Source organism: Paenibacillus sp. FSL P4-0176 (assembly GCF_037975265.1).
Taxonomy (GTDB): Bacteria; Bacillota; Bacilli; order Paenibacillales; family Paenibacillaceae; genus Paenibacillus; species Paenibacillus amylolyticus.
This window is the reverse complement of record NZ_CP150242.1, coordinates 5233232-5252141: the sequence shown is the minus strand read 5'-3', so window position 1 is coordinate 5252141 and position 18910 is coordinate 5233232. Positions and strand designations below refer to the sequence as shown.

Here is an 18910-nt window from a genome sequence, read left to right as displayed (position 1 = left end):
ACGATGACAACTATACTTGAGGCTAAAGACGTGAATAAATCCGTAGCGATCGGCGAGAATGAAGAACATAACATCTTAAAAGATATCAACCTTCAATTAAAAAAGGGAGAATTTGTTTCCATCATGGGGCCATCTGGCTCAGGCAAGTCTACCTTACTGTACAACATAAGTGGTATGGATCAGATTAGTGCTGGAAGTGTCTATTTTAATGGCAAAAAAATATCGGCATTTGAGGAGAGGGATCTGGCAAGTCTACGTTTGACCAAGATGGGATTCATCTTTCAAAATATTCATCTGCTCAAGAATCTGAATCTATTAGACAATATTGTACTTTCCGCGTATCTGGCCAAGAATAGCAGCAGAGAAACGATTAATACACGGGCAATGTCATTAATGAAAAAAATGGGGATTGATGAGCTTGCTGGGCATAACATCACCCAAGCCTCAGGCGGACAGCTTCAACGGATTGCCATCTGCCGTGCGCTGATCAATAATCCAGATATTTTATTCGGCGATGAACCAACGGGGGCGCTGAATTCCAAATCAACGTATGAAATCATGGATATTCTGGGCGATATTAATGCAACGGGTACAACCATTCTGCTGGTGACCCATGATGTGAAAGTCGCTGCCAGATCGGAACGTGTACTGTTTATGATGGACGGTAAGCTGGTTGCAGATAGAAATATTGGAAAATATGCAAGAGAGCGTCAGGATTTAAAAAAAAGGGAAAGCCATTTGGCGCAATGGTTGAATGAAATGGGGTTCTAAAAAAAGAACTCCATGACTACAATAGACCGACAGTCGGTCGAACGTATCGGAGGCCAGGATATGAGACTGATAAAAAACCCGGAAGAACGCAGGAACGAGATTTTGGATGCCGCCGAGATTCTGTTCATAACAAAGGGGTACACCAAAGCTACGGTCATGGATATCCTTCAGGCGTGCAACATTGCCAAGGGTACATTTTATTATTATTTTCAGTCCAAGGAAGAGGTTATGAACGCCATCGTGATGCGTTTTATTTTGAGTGGGGAGGCATCGGCCAGGCACGTCGTGTCCGATCCCAAACTGAATGCCCATGACAAAATTTTTCGCATCATGATGGCGCAGAATCAGCCAGACGGCAGAAAACATGATCTCATCGAGCAATTGCACAGTGTTCATAATGTGGAGATGCACCAAAAGAGTCTTGTAGAGACGGTAATTCGATTAAGTCCCATCTTGGCCGAGGTGGTAGAGCAGGGCATTCAGGAGGGGGTATTTCATACACCTAACCCAAAGGAATCCATCGAATTCCTGCTCGTATCGTCACAATTTTTGCTGGATCGAGGCATCTTTCAATGGGAGGAGGAAGAACTTCAAAAAAAGGTTGAAGCATTCACACATATTATGGAACGTGTGCTGGGAGCAGAACAAGGAAGCTTCGCCTACGTCACACGTCTCTATTTTCCGAATCAAGGTTAGCCGAGAAAGGAGTATCATCCATGGAACATACCGTTCAAAAATCATTTAAAAAGTTTCTGGTAGTATGGTTTGGTCAGCTCATCTCCATGATTGGGATTGGACTTACGGCCTTCTCCCTGGGGGTGTATGCCTTCGAAAAAACGAATACGGCAACAAGTGTTGCATTGATTACCTTATTCACGTTTCTGCCGAATATCCTGCTTCGACCTATTGGAGGGGTACTGGCCGACCGATTCGACCGTCGAACGATGATGATTATCGGCGACCTGGGGTCGGCAGCCGGTTTGATTTTCATTCTGTCCATTATGCTCACAGGTGATATCCAATTATGGCATATCTATGTGGGAGTAGCCTTTAGTTCCGTGTTTTCCGCGTTGCAGAGCCCGGCATATAAGGCCTCTGCTACGGACCTGCTGGATAAGGATCAATTCTCAAAAGGCAGCGGTCTTGTACAACTGGCTGAATCCTCGAAGTTTCTGTTTTCACCCATCATTGCGGGCATTCTGCTTAGTATAACAACCATTGAAGTCATTCTGGTCATTAATATTCTGACATTCCTGGTTGCCATTCTGGCTGTGCTGGTTATTCGGAAGAGCATGAAGGTGGAGCGAGAGGATCGAGAAGGAAAAAACTGGATCACAGATATTCAAGAGGGCTGGAGAGAAGTTGTAACCAACAAGGGAGTACTGTTGCTGGTGGTGATTATTTCACTTGTCACCTTTTATCTGGGATTCCTGGAGACACTCATTGGTCCGATGCTTCTGTCATTCACGGATGCAAAGACACTTGGAACGTTTCAGTCTGTTAGTGCCATCGGCATGCTGATTAGCAGCTTGTGCATCGGCATATTTACAATAACAAAGAGATACGCAAGTGTGCTTGTGATGGGTCTGATTTTGTGCGGTTTGTCCTTTTCACTTCTGGGCATATCCACCAACATTTATTTTATTATCTTCGCAGGTTTTCTGTTCCTGTCATCACTGCCGTTTGTTAATATGAGCGCAGATGTACTGGTGCGAAACAATATCGCCAACGATAAGCAGGGCAGGGTATGGGGAATCATTGGTATTCTGTCACAACTCGGGTTTATTATCGCGTACAGTTTGGCTGGTTTTCTGGCCGACCATGTGTTTAATCCGTTACTGATGGAGGGGGGAGCGCTGGCTTCGTCTGTTGGTCAAATTATTGGAACTGGGCCAGGCAGAGGTATTGCCTTTCTGTTTATCATCGCGGGTCTGTTTGTTATTCTGATCGCAATAATCACATCCCGTTTGAAAATGATCAAATCTCTAGAGCAGAGCCCAGATATAACAGCTCCATCCGATGTTGGCGGGTTGGCGCACGATTAATTCGAATCCAACAGCGTAAGCCCTTGTCCGCAGCAGCGTGTGATACTTCTTCTGTAAGAAGAAGTTATTCACACGATGGGCAGACAAGGGCTTTTTGTGCTGAGGAGTCAGCAGATGTACTTAGACAAGATGGGTTTGTGTATTTGGATTGTCGGTGGAGCTTACCCTTTAACCGCCCCAGAAGTTAGTCCTCCTACAATATACTTTTGCCCAATGAGGAACACAATCAACACAGGCAATGACGTAAGCACGATATCGGCACTGACCAGATTCCACTGGGCACTGAATTGTCCAAAGAAGTTATATACAGCCAGCGTCATCGGCCACATCTCCACTGTATTCAGCATATAGAGTGGGGCAGTAAACTCATTCCAGACACTCAGGAAATTAAGAACAAATACCGTTACCAGCACCGAGGTTAACAAAGGTACAATGATTCTCAGGAACAGCTTGATCCCATTACATCCGTCCATGATCGCGGCTTCATCCAGTTCCTTCGGGATGTTAGACACAAACGCATACGTAATGAACAGCGAGATTGGAATGCCCATGGCCGTGTAGAGCAGAATCATGCCGACATGTGAATTGATCATACCCATCGATTTCATTACTTCCATCAGTGGAATGTAGTTAAGCGGCAGTGTGATACCGAGAATCAGGAAGAAGTACAGAAACTTGCTGAGCCTCGAATGGTTGCGGGATAACGTGAAGGCCGAGAAGGCCACAACAAACACCAATAACAGGGAGGAGGCCCCGGAATGCAGCAGACTGTTGAAAAAAGAACCTCCCAAATGTCCCTGTTCATAGACGATTTTGTAATTTTCGAAAATAAACTTCTCGGGCAGCGTCAGTTTCAGCACTTTGGCCTCGGCGTCCGACTTGAATGAATTCAGTACAATGACGACAAAAGGAATCAGGACCACCAGGCTGAGCAACCAGGCGAGAGCATTTAACCCGATCGAAGCCAATCTTTTTCTCAATCGCATGTCAGTATTCCACCTTTCGGTTCATCAAACGAATGATGAAAAAGGAGATGATCGCCATGATGACAAACAGAATGGTGGATAGTGCGCTACCCAGTCCCCAATACCCTTTGGCAAAAGAGGAATAGACCGCCGTGTTAATCACATCTGTCGCGTTACCGGGGCCACCGTTGGTTAACACGTATACGGCATCGAAAACTCTCAGCCCATACGTAATATTAAGCACCGTGGCGATAGTAATTGTAGGCATCAGCATCGGAATGGTGATCCGGAACAGCTTCTGCCCGAACCCGGCTCCATCAATGGATGCTGCTTCGTAATAATCACGGGGAATGGCGAGCAGTCCGGCGATGAACAGCACCATGATGTACCCCATGCCTTTCCACGTGTCCACTGCCATGATGGATGGCATGGCCCAGGTCAGGGAGCCCAGCCAGTTCTGTGCGAGAACGTCTAGTCCCATGGAACGCAGAGTCACGTTAACGAACCCATTGTTGGGGTCGAGCAGACTTTTGAACACGAGTCCAACAATCAGGAACGATAGCACCTGTGGTGAGAAGATAATCATCCGATGCAGATTGGCGGCCTTTACACCGCTGACCAGCAGCAGGGCCAGAAACAAGCCGAGAACCGTCTTGGCGATGGATGTAACCAGGGTGAACAGGACTGTGTTTTTGATAAAAAGAAGATAGGTCGGATCACCCGCGAGAATGGTACGGAAATGCTCCAGACCAATAAAGTTCTTCTCCGAACTATAACTGTTCCAGTCGGTGAAGGAATAATAGATGCCCAGCAGGGCGGGAGCGACAATGAACAGCAGATATAACACAATCGCTCCAGATGAGAAATACCAGGGATAGATTTTGTTTGCATTCATAATCCGTAACACCTTTCCTTCCTGCCAAAATACACAAGCGGGCAAATGCCCGCTGCATGTAACGCTGTTCAGCGTTTATGTTTATCTGTGATTTGCGCTGTTACTGCCACTTCTCATCTTTCAGCACTTTGGCTTGTTCAGCACGACGTTTATCAATATTTTGCAGAATCTGATCCGGTGTCATTGCGCCAGCGAACATACCTGACAAGTCCTTGCCAATATCCATCCATTGTGGATCAATGTATTTCACAGCGGCCTGCATAACCGTACCTTTTTCATGATCTTTCTCATAATCAATATAGTCCTGTGTCAGCTTTGGTTCGATTTCCGGCCAGCAGATCGTCAGGTTGCCTTCACCTTCATCGAACACACGCTGCAGATGATCATGCTCGGTAATCCAGCGGAAGAATTTCAGCACTTCTTCGGGATGTTTACTGTTTTTGTTACCAAACATCGCAGCTGATCCGCCCGGATTCACACCAATCGTCTGATTGTCACCCCATGGCATGACGAAGAATCCCATATTGTCTTCCATTTCCGGATACGCTTCGGAGACTTCCTTTTCCGTCCCTGGCACCCGCAGCAACATCGCTGCCTTCTCCTGACCAAACGCCTCAATTCCCGCTTCTACCGTATTGGACAAGAAGTCTTTGCCGAAATAACCGAGATCCGCAAATTCTTTCAACTGTTCAATGACCGTCTTGAGTTGCGTCATATCTGCGACTTTCATCTCATTATTGTTCAGCTTCTCGTACGTTCCCTCTGTTGTTTGCTCATAGTTGGGCCCCGTTTCAAACAAAGGCAGAACCTGATACCAGCCGCTGGCAGGTGCTTGATAGAACGGAATAATGTCTTTATCCTTAATTTTCTGGCTGATTGCCTTGAATTCGGCATAGGATGTAGGAGGCTCTGTGCCGAGCTCTTGGAAGATACGTTTGTTATAGTACACATACCAGATTTTCGTTGGCGCAAAAGAAACCCCGTACACCTTGTCATTGTGACTGACGGTTGGCAAAATCTCTTCAGACATCCGACCTGTGAATTCCTCATTGGTCAGGTCAATGGCATTTTCCTCCGGTCTTACGTTAGCCGGCATGCTTAGTGGGTCCACATCGACATTGAAAATATCAGGTGCTTCGCCAGAAGCGAGCTTCACCTTGATCAGGTCCCGCCACTGTGCGTCAGGTACGACCTGAAAGTCAATTTTGACCCCGGTCTCCTGCTCATATTCCTTGGCCATCGTCTGCATGATGCCTGTACGCGGAATACCGGATTGACTTGTTCCAAACGTGAGAGTCACCTTACCCGAACCTTCCGTACTTTTACCTGAGTTGCACCCGGCAAGCAGCAGAGTGGAGAGCAGGAGCACACTTGCAAGTGAAAATAGAAATCGTTTTCTCATCATTGAACCTCCCGGAATATAAAGAAAATTGTCACTTGCCGAAACGCTTAATGTAAGCGTATTCTTATGTGGATAACTTTACTGTGAACAAGGGATGTGCTCAATAGACAAAAGCGTTCTGTTGGGTGGACATTTTCGAATGGTGTGACAGATATCATCAGAGGACGAGGTGTGTGAGGATTGCGATATCGATTTGGAACGCTTCAGCAAAGTCTGTTTGCCTATTACTCTGCGGTATTTATTATCTTTTCGCTGATTGTGGCGGGGCTTCTGTATGTTTTTCTCGCAAGTGACATTCGTCAGCGAAGTGAAGAACAGCAGAGACAACTGGGGGTATCAATTGTCAGTAACCTGGATCAGGAAGTGGTGAAAATGAACAACTTCTCCATGAATATCGTGTATTCCAATCTGGTCAAGGAACACTTCAGTCACTACTTGGCACCAGCAGAAGACAGTGAGCAGACAATGACGAGTGATCCAGCATTGTATAAGGATACAACCACACTAATTGACGTCATTCTCGCGATCATCAGCAGCTCCAATACAGCCAAGCAGGCCAACATCTATGATGTGAACGGCAAGATGCTGGGAGCGGGTGCATTCAACGGTCAACTGTCGGTAGACCTGACTCAGCGACCGTGGTACAAGGAAACCTGGGAGCGGAGTGGATGGCGGGTAATCCAACTGTTAGAGGACGGAGCTTTGCCCATGCCAACAGGCGATGGTAAATCAGATCAACCTTACATTTCCCTTACCCGGGTATACAAAGATGGCAACTATGTCAGCCAAGGTGTCGTTGAGATTTTGCAGGATGCCGGAACCCTGTTCCAGCATTTGAATGATTTGCAGACAAATAACGACGATCTTCGGATCTATGTAGTGGATGAACAAAATACACGGCTATATCCACTTTCTTCGGATGCCGATGCTTCTCAAGCAGGCCATTTCGATGATGTGGACTTGATTCAAAATCTTTCATTTCCGCCTGATACGATGCAGGAGATTAGCGATCCTTTGAGTCAGTCCAAACAGATGATGACGTACATGACGTCACAGGAGACGGGATGGACCGTTATTGTCATGCAGTCCAAACAGTCCCTTTTCGCGAGTCTCAACCGGATGGCTGTGATGTTTATCGGTGCGACGTTAGCTACTCTCATGCTGATTCTGATTCTCTCGTATCTGATCTCCAAACGGGTTACTTTGCCGCTGCATCGTTTGCAGCGCATTATTCTCAAAACGGGTGAGAATGATCTGGTATCGGGTCAGGATTCCGGTCAATTGTTCAAGCTGGAGCATCCCGGTTCTATTCGGGAGATGGATGAGCTAAATGATACGTTTATCCGGCTGAATCAACAGCTTGTACAATCGTTTCAGGACAGGCTGGCGATGAAATCTCAGGAGACAGAAGCGAGATTACTGGCGCTGCAATCCCAGATGAACCCGCATTTTCTCTATAACAACATCACTAATATTAGCATCATGGCGGAAGAAGGCATGAATGAGCAGATTGTCGCGTTCTGCGCCAATATTGCGTCTATGCTGCGTTATATTTCTACTCCGGGTAAGAACGGGGTTCCCCTGTCTCAAGAATTGGATTATTGTGAGCGATATCTGGAGTGTATGAAGATTAGGTTTGAGGATGATCTGCACTACGAGTTTCATATTCCGGAAGAGATGAAGTATATCCAGGTTCCGATGCTGATGGTACAACCACTACTCGAAAATGCCATGAAATATGGACTGGGTGATACCCCTCCATGGAAACTGAATATTACTGGAGATATGGATGCGGTACAGCAGACCTGGCAGATCCACGTGGAAGACAACGGACCTGGCATGGAACCCGAGGCACTTGCCAAGATCATGCATTACATCGAACAGTCACAGGAGTGGGAGCGTATGCCTGACCTCGAAATCAACGGCATGGGACTCAAAAATATATGGGTCCGATTGAAATTATGGTATGGCACGGCAGCCCACATGCAGATTACGAACAAGCCTTCCGGCGGTGTCCAGATTACCATAGGTGGTTCCATTCGAAAGGAGCATGACTGAACCCATGACAATCAAATATAGAACGATTATTGTGGAAGATGAAGCCCTGATTCGCCGGAATGTCTCGCGCAAATTCAGAGAGTTGGACACCCGGTTCGAGGTGATCGGTGAAGCGCGGAACGGTCAGGAAGCGTTACAGCTCATTGAACATTCCGTACCTGATCTGGTTGTAACTGATATACAGATGCCGGTAATGAATGGATTGGAACTCGCCAAACATCTGTACTTTGCCTATCCGCATGTGAAAATTGTCATTCTGAGTGGTTATCATGAATTCGAATATGCACGGCAGGCGATCAGTTACAAGGTGGAGGATTATCTGCTCAAACCATTATCGGAAGAACAGCTTCGTACACTGCTGGATGCGATGGAATTGAAGCTTGGGAGCGCTGTGGATTCGCTTGCGCATGTCAGTGCCGTGCTGGATGAGCAGGTGAAGCCGGAGGATATCGCAGAGGCCGTTAAGTTGTATTTGAAGCAGAATTACATGCATGAGATTACACTCCAGGACATGGCGGGACAGATGCATTTTAGTGTGGACTATCTGGGGAAGTGTTTTAAGAAAGTAACGGGTGAGACTCCGCTAAAATATATGACAGGTCTGCGGATTAATGAAGCAAAACGTATGCTCGTCACGCACGAGAATATGGATATCAAGACTATTGGTGGAGCGGTAGGGTATAGTGATTCCCACTATTTCAGCCGGATCTTCAAAAACAAAACGGGCATGTACCCTAGCGAGTACCGACTGCAATTGCAGGAACGAAAAAAAGCCCTGTCCATGGATGATGAGCACCATGTTGACTTGAGCTGATTACTGGGCCAGAGCTTCTTCTGTTATTTTGCGAATATCAAACGGGGAGCGGATACCTTCTTCGATCATGTCGGGGAGAATCTGTTCCAGGAAATACTGCACACAGTGGAGGTCGATATTTTTGATTTTGACCAGGGCATAACGGTACATAACGATAAATTCTTTCTCCGTATTGCCACGTTGGAGCTCAGCAAAGGCTTCATATACTTGATCCATCTTGTCTGCGACTTCGAGAATCAGTCCTTCAACCGATTGGTCTTTTCCCTCACGCAGCTGTCTGCGGAAAATAGGCTGGAACTCTTCAGGAATATTTTCATTAATAAAATGTTCAACCATGCCTTCTTCGACCTTTTGCAGCATCGAACGCAGCTCCAGTGAATAATGTTTGACGGGTGTTTTGATATCACCGATAAAGATTTCGCCATAATCATGACTGCTGGTGATTTCGTATAACTTCTTCCAATTGATGGTGACTCCATGTTGCTCCTCAATATCTGCGAGCGTTTTGGCGTACTGTACCACTTTCCAGGAATGGGCGGATACGCTGTGTTCTTCGAATTTGAATTTGCCAGGTGTACGAATAATACGTTCAAGATCGTTTAGTGACCTGAAGTACGTGTGAATTCCCATATAAGCGTTCATCCTTTGCTGGTTGAGTATAAGTGTGAGTATCCATCGACTATACGCCAGTTATGTCAACTGTGGATTAACGCGGATAGCGACGAAGGTAAAATGAAGTTTTAATTCTCTATAGAAGGACGAGAGGATGAAAGTGAAACGTGCGAGAGAGTACGCAGGTTATTGACAAACAATAAAAAGCCACGATGTGTGACTGAACGTGAGTTCGGCATCCATCGTGGCTTCAGTGTGTGTAGATGTTGTGCTCTAGGCTACATAAGTGCAGTTGAATCAAGAATTATGCTTTTTTTCGTACCGGAGAAGTATACCAGTACGCCATTCCAACAAAGAGGGCACCGCCGATAATATTACCAAGCGTTACCGGAATCATGTTATGGAACCAGCCTGCCATCGTGATTGTATCCGGGTGGTTTGGCAGCAGCCAGGATAAAGACAGCAAAGTCATATTGGCAACACTGTGCTCATAACCACTTGCGATAAATGCGTACAGACACCACCAGATAAGAACAAGTTTGGCGATATCTTCTTTAGAGCGAGCTGCCATCCAGATCGCCAGACAGACGAGCCAGTTACAGAGAATGCCGCGGAAGAACAACTCAGACACGGGCGCCGCCATCTTTTTGGCAGAGACAACGAATAACAGATGTTCCGGTGTGGCCGTTTTGAATAGACCGCTACCGACTATAAGTAGACTTAATAGAATTGCGCCGAGCAGGTTACCAACAAAGACGAGCCCCCAGTTCTTCAGCGTTTCGTTCACTGTGGTTCGGCCTGCCAGTGTACTCATGGTAAAGAACATATTGTTACCTGTAAACAGTTCCGATCCGGCAAAGATAACCAGCGTGAGCGCGAGTCCGAAGGACATGCCCATCAACATGGTTTGCAGTGGTGACTGTGCCGCAAGGAGCGGAGCACCAATACTGAAGATCAGAACGATGCCAAGCCCTACATAGGCACCAGCCATCAAGGCAGCAACCATATATCGTGACAGGCTTGCGTTCATTTGATCCCGTTTTTTAACCGCAGCTTCAATAATTCCCTCAACACTTGGTGTATACATCACGGTTTCCCCCATTATTTTGCATCAATCTTTGAACGTTTCGCTATATTTCGATCCAAACCTGGCCGTTCTCTACCTTTACCGGATACATCTGTACTTGACCGTTGTCCGGTGCTTGCACAAGACCTGTAGTCAGGTCAATTTTCCAATCATACAGCGGATCGTACAGATAATGCCCGGACACGATGCCTTCAGCCAGCGGCCCACCCTTAGGATGGGGGGTGTGATTATCCGCAGCGAAGATGGTACCATCCGATGCAAGAAAGACAGCAAGCTGATGGTCCTTAATCTCAACTACTCTTCCGATTCGTGGCAGGAATTCTTCAACTACTCCGGCAGGGAAGTAGGTGCCTGATTGTTTTGTCGTCATCTTAAACCACTCCTTATCTATATTTAACATTCGGGCAGTATTAATCTGCAAGCTTACTTATGGACGAGCTGATACTTCGATGCCATGGAACATTTTACTTTGGCCTTCTTCATTGCGAATCGCTTTTTGCCAAGGTTCTTCAACATGCTCAAGTGCAAATTCAATCCGCTGCATCAACGCTTTACGTTCCTCAAGGTTATCCACAACAACCGAACGAATATGCTCCAGACCCATGCGTTCCACCCACTCGGACGTCCGTTCCAGATAGTTACCTGTCTCGCGGTAATATTGCATGATGGCGCCGCACAGTTCAATCAACTCTTCATCCGTTTTCACTTTGCATAAGGGATCAGCCAGTCTTGCTTTAATACCGCCGTTACCACCGATGAAGATCTCCCAGCCTCCGTCGTTACCAACGATACCGATATCTTTGGTACATGCCTCTGCACAGTTTCGCGGACAACCGTTGACGGCATATTTAAACTTGGCTGGCAGATCCAGACGTTCGAATTTACGTTCGATGCGAGCACCCATGGCCATGGAATCCTGTGTACCGAATCGGCAGAATTGGGAGCCGACACATGTTTTGACCGTACGCAGCGATTTGGCGTATGCATAACCTGAAGGCATATCCAGTTCAGCCCAGACTTTGGTCAGATCTTCTTTTTTGACACCAATCAAGTCGAGACGCTGACCGCCAGTCACTTTGACTGCTTTTACATCATATTTGACTGAAACGTCAGCGATGCGTTTGAGGTCCGCTGGTGTAGTCACCCCGCCGTACATCCGAGGTACAACCGTATACGTTCCATCTTTTTGAATATTCGCGTTCATCCGTTCGTTAACAAAACGGGATTCTTTCTCATCTTCGTGTGTGTCTGGTGCAATCATGCCAAGGTAGTAGTTGATCGCCGGACGACATTTGGAACAACCTTCTGGCTGACTCCAACCCAGTACATTCATGACCTCTTTGGTCGTTTGTAATCCTTTTTCACGAATCTCGGCTACAATCTCATCCCGTCCCATGGAAGTACATCCGCAGATGCCCTGTTTAGCCCCAGTACTGAAACTGTCTCCAAGTACATATTGCAGAATCTGTTCCACAACCGGTTTACACCCACCACAAGAGCGTGTTGCACCGGTACAGGCTTTGATTTCATCAACAGTGGTAAGGCCCTGGTTTGTAATTACATCAACAATGGCTCCTTTGGTTACCCCGTTACATCCACAGACGATTTCGTCCTCGGGCATCGTTTCAACAGAGGTTGCTTTCTTATGACCGCCGCAGCCTGTACCCATGAGTGAACCATACAATTCTTCGGTCATTTCGGTTTGATTTTTAATCAGTTTCTGCAATTCGGCAGAATCCTTAATGTCACCGAAGAGAACAGCGCCGACCATTTTATTATCACGAAGCAGAATTTTTTTGTAGGTCCGTTTCCAGTCATCTTTGTGCGAAATGACGGTGTGCTCGGGGCTGTCGATGAATTCACCAGTTGAAAACACGTCCACACCCGAAATTTTCAATTTCGTGGATACAACTGAACCTTCATAAGGAGCGGTCTCCACACCGCAGATATGTTTCGCCAGAATCATACCTTGTTCAAACAATGGGGCAACGAGGCCGTAACATACCCCGCGGTGCTCTGTACATTCCCCGACCGAATACACATTCTCAAGTGAAGTCTGCATATAGTCATTCACGACAATACCCCGGTTCACTTCCATACCGCTTTCGCGGGCTACAGCCGTATTGGGTTTGATGCCTACAGCCATGACCACAAAATCAACATTCAGAACCGTATCATCTGCAAAACGTATCCCTTCAACGCGTTCGCCGCCCAGCAGTTCGGAAGTCTGCGCACCCATCTTGAACCGGATACCCTGACGTTCGAGTTCTGCCTTCAACATGGATGAAGCTTGCGGATCAAGCTGACGCTCCATCAGATCTTCCATCAGATGCACTACGGTAACTTCCATGCCAAGTTGTACCAACCCTTTGGCAGCTTCAAGGCCTAGCAGTCCGCCCCCGATAACGGCCGCTCTTTTATACTGCTTAGCAGCTTTCAGCATGACATTGCAATCGGCGATATCGCGAAAACCAACAACACCCTCTTTGTCATGTCCCGGTACGGGGAGAATGAAGGAGTTGGAGCCTGTTGCAATGATGATTTTGTCATAAGGAACGCGAGTTCCATCTTCAGTCACAACTTCGTGTGTCTCGGCATCGATTCGTGTAACCGTTGTGCCTGTGTGCAGCGTAATGCCGTAATCTTCATACCAGTGAAGGTCGTTCAGCACGATATCGTCCAGTGTTTTGCTTCCTTCCAGTACATAAGACAACATAATGCGGTTGTAGTTAGGATAGGGCTCTGTGCCAAAAACGGTAATATCAAATCGCGTAGTTAATTTTAAAATTTGCTCAACGGTACTAATTCCTGCCATTCCGTTACCTATGATAACGAGTTTCTCTTTTTTTTCGTTCATGTGTGTATGCCTCCTTGGATAGACGCTGTACATTACCAACAATTTTAGTGGTTTATATTTGAAATTATACAAGTAGTTGACGATAGTTTATGTGATTTAATTCACTAATAAAGATAGAAGAGTCATAAATATAATAGTGTGAGCCCCATCACAGAAAGTTATATTTATTTTCATACAAATAAGAAATGCGAACTATTGTTCTTATTTTGTTTTCGTTGTAAAATCGGAACTGGGCCGTATTGTTCCCGATTTCTTCGAAAGGACGTTTTTGCATCATGATGGGAAGATCCCACCTTATTATCGGGACAGGCGTGTCGCTTTCTGTTCTGCAGTTGGCCGGTATGCCAGTGACCGCGCCAGCAGTTACGGTTGCTCTGATTGGTTCTTTATTGCCTGACATTGATGAGCCTAATTCGCTGCTGGTATCCAGAGCCTTGCCTAACAGTCTGATCAGGTTGTTACAGACGATTCTGTTGCCCACAGCTGTATTTGTGTACTTCTATGTTCATGCCAAACCATGGAACCTGTTGCTTGCGATCCTCATTGCGCTTGTGTCATTCCTGCCTTCGCGTTCGCTTCGCAAAGTGTTGATGTTTGCGATTGGACTTGGGCTGGTTTTCTATGGTCACGCGTTCGCACCGTGGAACTTGATTGCAGGCAGTTTGTTAATGCTCTGCACCACACTGACTCATAGGGGACTGACACATACCCTGTACGGAACCGCAATATGGGCGGGCTTGTTGTACAGCACGACCCAGCAGCAGGGACCGGAGATCTGGGTAGCGGGAGGCACGGCATATGCGATGCATCTATTGGCCGATTCACTAACCAATCGGGGTATTCGTCCGTTACCACCGCTCAAGTGGCGCATACGGGTGAATCTGATGAGTACAGGGACCAAGCGTGGGGCCGTTGTAGAGAATGTCTGCATTGTGCTTACTCTTATTCTGGCCTGGATTGCATTCTCACCGCTATTTCTATAGCCATCCAAAAACGCCAGCCCGCATATTGTGGGCTGGCGTTTACAGGTATGCATTTCATAATGAATAAATCGTAATAACTTAGCCAATTCAGGATTGAGAAGGAGAATCAGTCAGGTCGTCAATATCGGAAGAACCAAATACAAATAAAACAACAAGAATGACAATGATCAGTAGTTCAGCGAACCCATTTCCGTCAAAGTCAGACATCACTTCAACCTCATTTCTTGGCGTTTAGGAATTGATTCTCTGTTGGAAAGCCCGTATAACGTCATTCAACGTCATATCGCCACCGATCTCATCGAGGAATTGCACCAGTTTGTCTTGATTCGATGGTGTAATATTTTGTAGCGATTTATACTGCCCAACCAGTTCAACGACCAGTGTAGCTTCTCGAAACAACGTGACCGCATCCACTCTTAACTTCCCACTGACCAGTAATGCTGCAACGATAAGTTCCAGATTTCTTCCTTTAAGGTTGCCATTGAGAAGGGTGTTTGCGGCATTTGTTTTTTTGGAACCTTTATTCGATTTTCCATTCCTTCTCACTGCCATAACAGGTCCCCCGCTGCTTGGTGTTTAATTCATCTTCCGTTATTGTATCTTATGTGTAATTCCCTATAATGTTCGGCCTATTAATCTACGTGTCCAACTGATATAGTTGTGGATATAAAAAAGAGACCTCCCAATATAGTTAGGAGGTCTCTTGTCAATTGTTACGCGTTATTAATTATGGTATTCATCGTTGTTCGATCCAGACCTTTGACCAGCTTTACAATCAGCTCTTTGGCCGCATCGTAGTCGTCCGTATGAATGATGGAAGATGAGGTATGGATATAACGTGCGCAGATACCAATAACTGTTGATGGTACACCAATTCCACTCAAGTGTACTTGACCTGCATCGGTACCACCTGGTGAGATGAAATACTGCATTTTGATCTGATTGGATGAAGCCGTATCTTGAACATATTCCACCATTCCGCGATGGGTGAACATACCCGGGTCAAAAATACGAAGCAATGCGCCTTCTCCGATATGTCCAAACGACTGTTTGTCACCTGTCATATCATTTGCCGCGCTACAGTCAAGTGCAAAGAAGATATCAGGCTGAATCAGATTGGCCGCCGTACGTGCACCGCGAAGCCCCAGCTCTTCCTGAACCGTTGCACCAGCATAAAGCGTGTTAGGCAGTTTTTCCTTGTGCAGCGCTTCAACCAGTTCAAGTGCAAGTCCTACGCCGTAACGATTATCCCACGCTTTGGCCATAATTTTTTTCGGGTTCGCCATAGGCGTAAATTCACAGATCGGCACGATCTGCATCCCTGGATGAATGCCCCAGGATTCTGCTTCCGCACGGTTGTCTGCTCCAATATCGAGATACATGGAATTCAGATCCACAGGTTTGTTCCGTTGGGACTCGTCCAGCAAGTGAGCAGGTGTAGAACCTACAACTCCGGTAATCCGACGATCAGGTGTGATGATTTCCAATCGTTGAGACAGTACAGCCTGACTCCACCATCCACCCAGTGGACGGAACTTGATCATACCTGTTTCGGTAATGCCAGTAGTCATGAAACCCACTTCGTCAAAGTGTCCGGCTACCATAACTTTGGGACCGGATTCCTCCCCGCGTAATACACCAAATAGACTCCCCAGGCGATCCTGGACGAACTCATCGGTATAAGCGGAAAGCTTATCTTTCATCCAGCCGCGAAGCTCACGTTCAAAACCGGATGCGGAAGGAAATTCCGTCAACGTACGGAACATATCCATCGTTTTTTCATTCATGTGTCAACAACTCCTCTGTTGGTATGTATTTCAGGTCACAGTAGAACGGCTACCCGCCTGTTGTCCTTTTAAGATGTAGTTCAAAAAGTCTTTTATCTTTTTGAACATGCACTTTATTATGCTGAGGACTTGTTATTTAACCACTGGTCACATTACAGTATGAACCTTGCGCAAGTGATTGTCCATGTTTATGTCACGTATTTAAGGCATATTTTGGGCGCTTATCGTGTCCAAGTTTCATGACTCTATCCGCTGTAGTCGCAGTCCTGATGCTACTTCAATGAATATGAATATATGGAGGAGATGTCATCATTTTGTGAAGTTCTTTATTTCAATATTTGTTTGTCTGTTTACAGGAAGGAGCTAAATATCCAATGAAGCCTCCAGAAGAGGGCACGGAAAAAGTACTGTTTATCGTTCTTTTTATCTTGCTCGTGATTGTTCTTCTTTATTTATAGAAGTATCTAAAAGTCCTCAGATCCGGCGTATTCCCATCTTGCTTTCACAACATAATCTTGTTGGAAACATATGCTGTCTGTCGCCGGATACATAACCTTCCGATTATTAACAAACAATGAATATAGGATTACACACATTGGCATTCAGCCGTAGCTTTGAACCATTTTCACATAGAGGAGGTCTTGTATCTTGCCAGCTCAATCTACATCCGGAAGCGAAAAAAAATCGTCATCCCTGTCCATGGATGAAAAGGAGTACAAAAAAGTCGCAAAAAAACATGAGCCGCCTCGTCCAATCCTGAAAAATTGCCTCAAAGCATTTCTGGTTGGGGGTACCGTCTGTTTGATTGGACAGGCCATTCAAGAGGCTTTTATGGCCGGTTTCGACATGACATCGAAGGAAGCTTCCAGTCCTACGGTAGCGGTCATGATTCTCATATCGGTTATTCTAACGTGTCTCGGCGTTTACGATAAAATGGCTCAATGGGCAGGAGCAGGAACGGCTGTGCCGGTTACCGGCTTTGCCAATTCCATGTGTTCTGCTGCACTGGAACATCGTGCTGAAGGACTGGTGCTCGGTGTAGGGGCCAACATGTTTAAACTTGCTGGTTCCGTTATTGTGTTTGGTGTCGTGGCAGCATTTGTCGTAGGGATCGTTTATGCCTTTTTGGGATTTGGAGGTGGGCACCTGTGAAACGATTGGGTCGCCAGACATGGCAGTTTGAGAATCGTCCTCGGATCATTGGTAAATCCGCAGTTGTAGGACCAGAAGAAGGCGAGGGCCCACTGTCATCTGATTTCGATTATGTCTACGACAACCTCGAGATCGGCGAGAAAACGTGGGAAAAGGGAGAACGTAAACTGCTCGAACAGGCCTCCCAACTGGCTTTGGTTAATGCAAATATCACCAAGGAAGAGCTTCAATTTTTTGTTGGTGGAGATCTGATGAACCAGATTATCAGCAGTTCCTTTTCAGCGCGAAAACTGGGTGTGCCTTACCTGGGTGTCTTTGGGGCCTGTTCTACTTCCATGGAAACGTTAGCGTTAGCGTCCATGATTGTTGACTCGGGAGCTGGAGATTATGTCCTTGCAGGAACGGTGAGCCACAACTGTACGGTTGAGAAACAATTTCGGTATCCGACGGAGTATGGCTCACAGAAGCCGCCTTATGCGCAATATACCGTCACAGGAGCAGGGTGTGGTGTGGTCTCCCGTACGGGTGATGGTCCCGTTGTTACCAAAGCCACCATTGGACGCATTATGGATTTGGGTATCAAAGATCCCTTTAATATGGGTTCAGCCATGGCGCCAGCAGCAGCCGATACTATAATCTCTCATTTCAGGGATACGGGATTGGAACCCGGCTATTATGATCTCATTGTTACTGGGGATCTGGCTTCCGTCGGTCTGCCAATTACGAAAGAGCTTTTGCAAAAAGAAGGCATTCCCATGGAACAGACGGTATTTAATGACTGCGGCCTGATGATCTATGATCGGGAGAAACAGCCTTATGTGGTTGCCGGGGGAAGTGGCTGCGGATGTTCTGCCACCGTCACCTATGGTCACATTTTGAACCGGATGCAGAAGGGTGATCTTAAACGGGTGCTCGTCGTAGCTACCGGGGCACTGTTGTCTCCAATTTCGTACCAGCAGGGTGAAAGTATTCCTTGTATTGCTCATGCCGTAGCCATAGAAATGGAGGGATAAAGGTAATGCAGTTCTTGTGGGCATTTATTGTTGGCGGTTTGATCTGTGTTGTCGGACAGCTTCTAATGGATGGGGTTAAACTGACGCCAGCTCATACCATGAGTACACTTGTTGTGACGGGTGCGCTTGCGGATGCATTTGGCGTGTATGACCCCTTGGTTAAATTTGCAGGTGCGGGCGCTACCATCCCCATCACAAGTTTCGGTAATTCCTTGGTGCACGGGGCATTGACGGAGCTGGAAAAAGAGGGATGGTTGGGTGTGATTACAGGGATTTTTGACCTGACTGCGGCGGGGATTTCGTCAGCGATCATCTTTTCTTTTCTCGCGGCATTGGTCGTTAGACCAAAAGGCTAACATAGAATGAGAAATCTCCTTGAACATATTGCGATTCAGCAGAGGCTTCGGATAACTTCTATCCGGGCCTTTTTGTCGTATTCATGCGTGAACTGCGGTGAATCTGACGGGCT

At 46.5% G+C, this 18910-nt stretch carries 18 protein-coding genes; 9 read left to right on the top strand and 9 right to left on the bottom strand.

What is annotated here, in order from left to right:
- The first annotated feature begins 3 nt into the window (after window positions 1–3).
- Genes MKY95_RS24510 through MKY95_RS24500 form a run of 3 tightly spaced genes read left to right on the top strand, consistent with a single transcriptional unit; the run spans window position 4 to window position 2816 of the window.
- Window positions 4–771, top strand: coding sequence for an ABC transporter ATP-binding protein (locus MKY95_RS24510; protein WP_036668524.1), 768 nt, complete (start codon window positions 4–6; stop codon window positions 769–771).
- A gap of 60 nt (window positions 772–831) precedes the next feature.
- Window positions 832–1467, top strand: coding sequence for a TetR/AcrR family transcriptional regulator (locus MKY95_RS24505; protein WP_036615194.1), 636 nt, complete (start codon window positions 832–834; stop codon window positions 1465–1467).
- Window positions 1468–1487: 20 nt separating this feature from the next.
- On the top strand, window positions 1488–2816 hold the full coding sequence (locus MKY95_RS24500) for an MFS transporter (RefSeq protein WP_036668528.1): 1329 nt from the start codon (window positions 1488–1490) through the stop codon (window positions 2814–2816).
- Window positions 2817–2977: 161 nt separating this feature from the next.
- On the opposite strand, the gene MKY95_RS24495 is transcribed toward MKY95_RS24500, so the two are convergent.
- From MKY95_RS24495 to MKY95_RS24485, 3 genes are all read right to left on the bottom strand, one after another.
- Window positions 2978–3802: a carbohydrate ABC transporter permease gene (locus MKY95_RS24495; RefSeq protein WP_036668529.1), complete on the bottom strand. Its 825-nt coding sequence runs from the start codon at window positions 3800–3802 to the stop codon at window positions 2978–2980.
- A gap of 1 nt (window position 3803) precedes the next feature.
- Window positions 3804–4676, bottom strand: coding sequence for a sugar ABC transporter permease (locus tag MKY95_RS24490; protein ID WP_017687164.1), 873 nt, complete (start codon window positions 4674–4676; stop codon window positions 3804–3806).
- Between the two features lie 100 nt (window positions 4677–4776).
- Window positions 4777–6081: an ABC transporter substrate-binding protein gene (locus MKY95_RS24485; protein ID WP_235193736.1), complete on the bottom strand. Its 1305-nt coding sequence runs from the start codon at window positions 6079–6081 to the stop codon at window positions 4777–4779.
- Window positions 6082–6258: 177 nt separating this feature from the next.
- On the opposite strand from MKY95_RS24485, the gene MKY95_RS24480 reads away from it, so the two are divergent.
- The gene (locus MKY95_RS24480) at window positions 6259–8136 is read left to right on the top strand and encodes a sensor histidine kinase (protein ID WP_076318835.1); all 1878 of its coding nucleotides are present in this window, start codon (window positions 6259–6261) and stop codon (window positions 8134–8136) included.
- A gap of 4 nt (window positions 8137–8140) precedes the next feature.
- A complete protein-coding gene (locus MKY95_RS24475) occupies window positions 8141–8950 on the top strand; it encodes a response regulator (protein ID WP_036668535.1) in 810 nt (269 codons plus the stop codon).
- Here MKY95_RS24475 and MKY95_RS24470 read toward each other — a convergent pair whose 3' ends face one another.
- The 4 genes from MKY95_RS24470 to nirB all read right to left on the bottom strand — a co-directional run bounded on the left by MKY95_RS24470 (window position 8951) and on the right by nirB (window position 13506).
- Window positions 8951–9580 carry a YfbR-like 5'-deoxynucleotidase gene (locus MKY95_RS24470; RefSeq protein ID WP_036615181.1) on the bottom strand — a complete coding sequence of 210 codons (630 nt, stop codon included), beginning with the start codon at window positions 9578–9580 and terminating at the stop codon, window positions 8951–8953.
- Window positions 9581–9866: 286 nt separating this feature from the next.
- Entirely contained in the window at window positions 9867–10649 is a 783-nt protein-coding gene (locus tag MKY95_RS24465) for a formate/nitrite transporter family protein (protein ID WP_076318837.1), read from the bottom strand.
- A 43-nt stretch (window positions 10650–10692) separates the two neighbouring features.
- Window positions 10693–11019 carry a nitrite reductase small subunit NirD gene (gene nirD, locus MKY95_RS24460; protein ID WP_076318838.1) on the bottom strand — a complete coding sequence of 109 codons (327 nt, stop codon included), beginning with the start codon at window positions 11017–11019 and terminating at the stop codon, window positions 10693–10695.
- 57 nt (window positions 11020–11076) lie between these two features.
- Entirely contained in the window at window positions 11077–13506 is a 2430-nt protein-coding gene (gene nirB, locus MKY95_RS24455) for a nitrite reductase large subunit NirB (protein WP_339194800.1), read from the bottom strand.
- 275 nt (window positions 13507–13781) lie between these two features.
- Between nirB and MKY95_RS24450 the strand changes: the two genes are divergently transcribed.
- Window positions 13782–14489 carry a metal-dependent hydrolase gene (locus MKY95_RS24450; protein WP_036615169.1) on the top strand — a complete coding sequence of 236 codons (708 nt, stop codon included), beginning with the start codon at window positions 13782–13784 and terminating at the stop codon, window positions 14487–14489.
- Window positions 14490–14720: 231 nt separating this feature from the next.
- Here the strand turns inward: MKY95_RS24450 and MKY95_RS24445 are convergent, their stop codons facing one another.
- The gene (locus tag MKY95_RS24445) at window positions 14721–15041 is read right to left on the bottom strand and encodes a hypothetical protein (RefSeq protein WP_036615167.1); all 321 of its coding nucleotides are present in this window, start codon (window positions 15039–15041) and stop codon (window positions 14721–14723) included.
- A gap of 161 nt (window positions 15042–15202) precedes the next feature.
- Window positions 15203–16276 (bottom strand): M42 family metallopeptidase, encoded by a 1074-nt coding sequence (locus tag MKY95_RS24440; protein WP_076318840.1) that lies wholly within the window; start codon window positions 16274–16276, stop codon window positions 15203–15205.
- Window positions 16277–16975: 699 nt separating this feature from the next.
- Between MKY95_RS24440 and spoVAC the strand changes: the two genes are divergently transcribed.
- The 3 genes from spoVAC to spoVAE are packed head-to-tail and all read left to right on the top strand — an operon-like array spanning window position 16976 to window position 18797.
- Window positions 16976–17428: a stage V sporulation protein AC gene (spoVAC, locus tag MKY95_RS24435; RefSeq protein WP_047844446.1), complete on the top strand. Its 453-nt coding sequence runs from the start codon at window positions 16976–16978 to the stop codon at window positions 17426–17428.
- Window positions 17425–18441, top strand: a complete 1017-nt coding sequence (gene spoVAD / locus MKY95_RS24430; RefSeq protein ID WP_076318841.1) for a stage V sporulation protein AD — start codon at window positions 17425–17427, stop codon at window positions 18439–18441. Before spoVAC ends, spoVAD begins: the two co-directional genes overlap by 4 nt.
- Before the next feature lie 5 nt (window positions 18442–18446).
- Window positions 18447–18797, top strand: coding sequence for a stage V sporulation protein AE (gene spoVAE / locus MKY95_RS24425; protein WP_047843814.1), 351 nt, complete (start codon window positions 18447–18449; stop codon window positions 18795–18797).
- Window positions 18798–18910: the final 113 nt, after the last annotated feature.

Bases quoted from the DNA above. Each gene is read 5' to 3' on its own strand.
- MKY95_RS24505 (WP_036615194.1), top strand. From the start codon at position 832: ATGAGACTGATAAAAAACCCGGAAGAACGCAGGAACGAGATTTTGGAT.
- MKY95_RS24445 (WP_036615167.1), bottom strand. From the start codon at position 15,041: ATGGCAGTGAGAAGGAATGGAAAATCGAATAAAGGTTCCAAAAAAACA.
- MKY95_RS24490 (WP_017687164.1), bottom strand. From the start codon at position 4,676: ATGAATGCAAACAAAATCTATCCCTGGTATTTCTCATCTGGAGCGATT.
- MKY95_RS24495 (WP_036668529.1), bottom strand. From the start codon at position 3,802: ATGCGATTGAGAAAAAGATTGGCTTCGATCGGGTTAAATGCTCTCGCC.
- MKY95_RS24440 (WP_076318840.1), bottom strand. From the start codon at position 16,276: ATGAATGAAAAAACGATGGATATGTTCCGTACGTTGACGGAATTTCCT.
- MKY95_RS24475 (WP_036668535.1), top strand. From the start codon at position 8,141: ATGACAATCAAATATAGAACGATTATTGTGGAAGATGAAGCCCTGATT.
- nirD (WP_076318838.1), bottom strand. From the start codon at position 11,019: ATGACGACAAAACAATCAGGCACCTACTTCCCTGCCGGAGTAGTTGAA.
- spoVAC (WP_047844446.1), top strand. From the start codon at position 16,976: ATGGATGAAAAGGAGTACAAAAAAGTCGCAAAAAAACATGAGCCGCCT.
- MKY95_RS24500 (WP_036668528.1), top strand. From the start codon at position 1,488: ATGGAACATACCGTTCAAAAATCATTTAAAAAGTTTCTGGTAGTATGG.
- spoVAE (WP_047843814.1), top strand. From the start codon at position 18,447: ATGCAGTTCTTGTGGGCATTTATTGTTGGCGGTTTGATCTGTGTTGTC.
- MKY95_RS24465 (WP_076318837.1), bottom strand. From the start codon at position 10,649: ATGTATACACCAAGTGTTGAGGGAATTATTGAAGCTGCGGTTAAAAAA.
- MKY95_RS24470 (WP_036615181.1), bottom strand. From the start codon at position 9,580: ATGGGAATTCACACGTACTTCAGGTCACTAAACGATCTTGAACGTATT.
- nirB (WP_339194800.1), bottom strand. From the start codon at position 13,506: ATGAACGAAAAAAAAGAGAAACTCGTTATCATAGGTAACGGAATGGCA.
- MKY95_RS24510 (WP_036668524.1), top strand. From the start codon at position 4: ATGACAACTATACTTGAGGCTAAAGACGTGAATAAATCCGTAGCGATC.
- MKY95_RS24450 (WP_036615169.1), top strand. From the start codon at position 13,782: ATGATGGGAAGATCCCACCTTATTATCGGGACAGGCGTGTCGCTTTCT.
- MKY95_RS24485 (WP_235193736.1), bottom strand. From the start codon at position 6,081: ATGATGAGAAAACGATTTCTATTTTCACTTGCAAGTGTGCTCCTGCTC.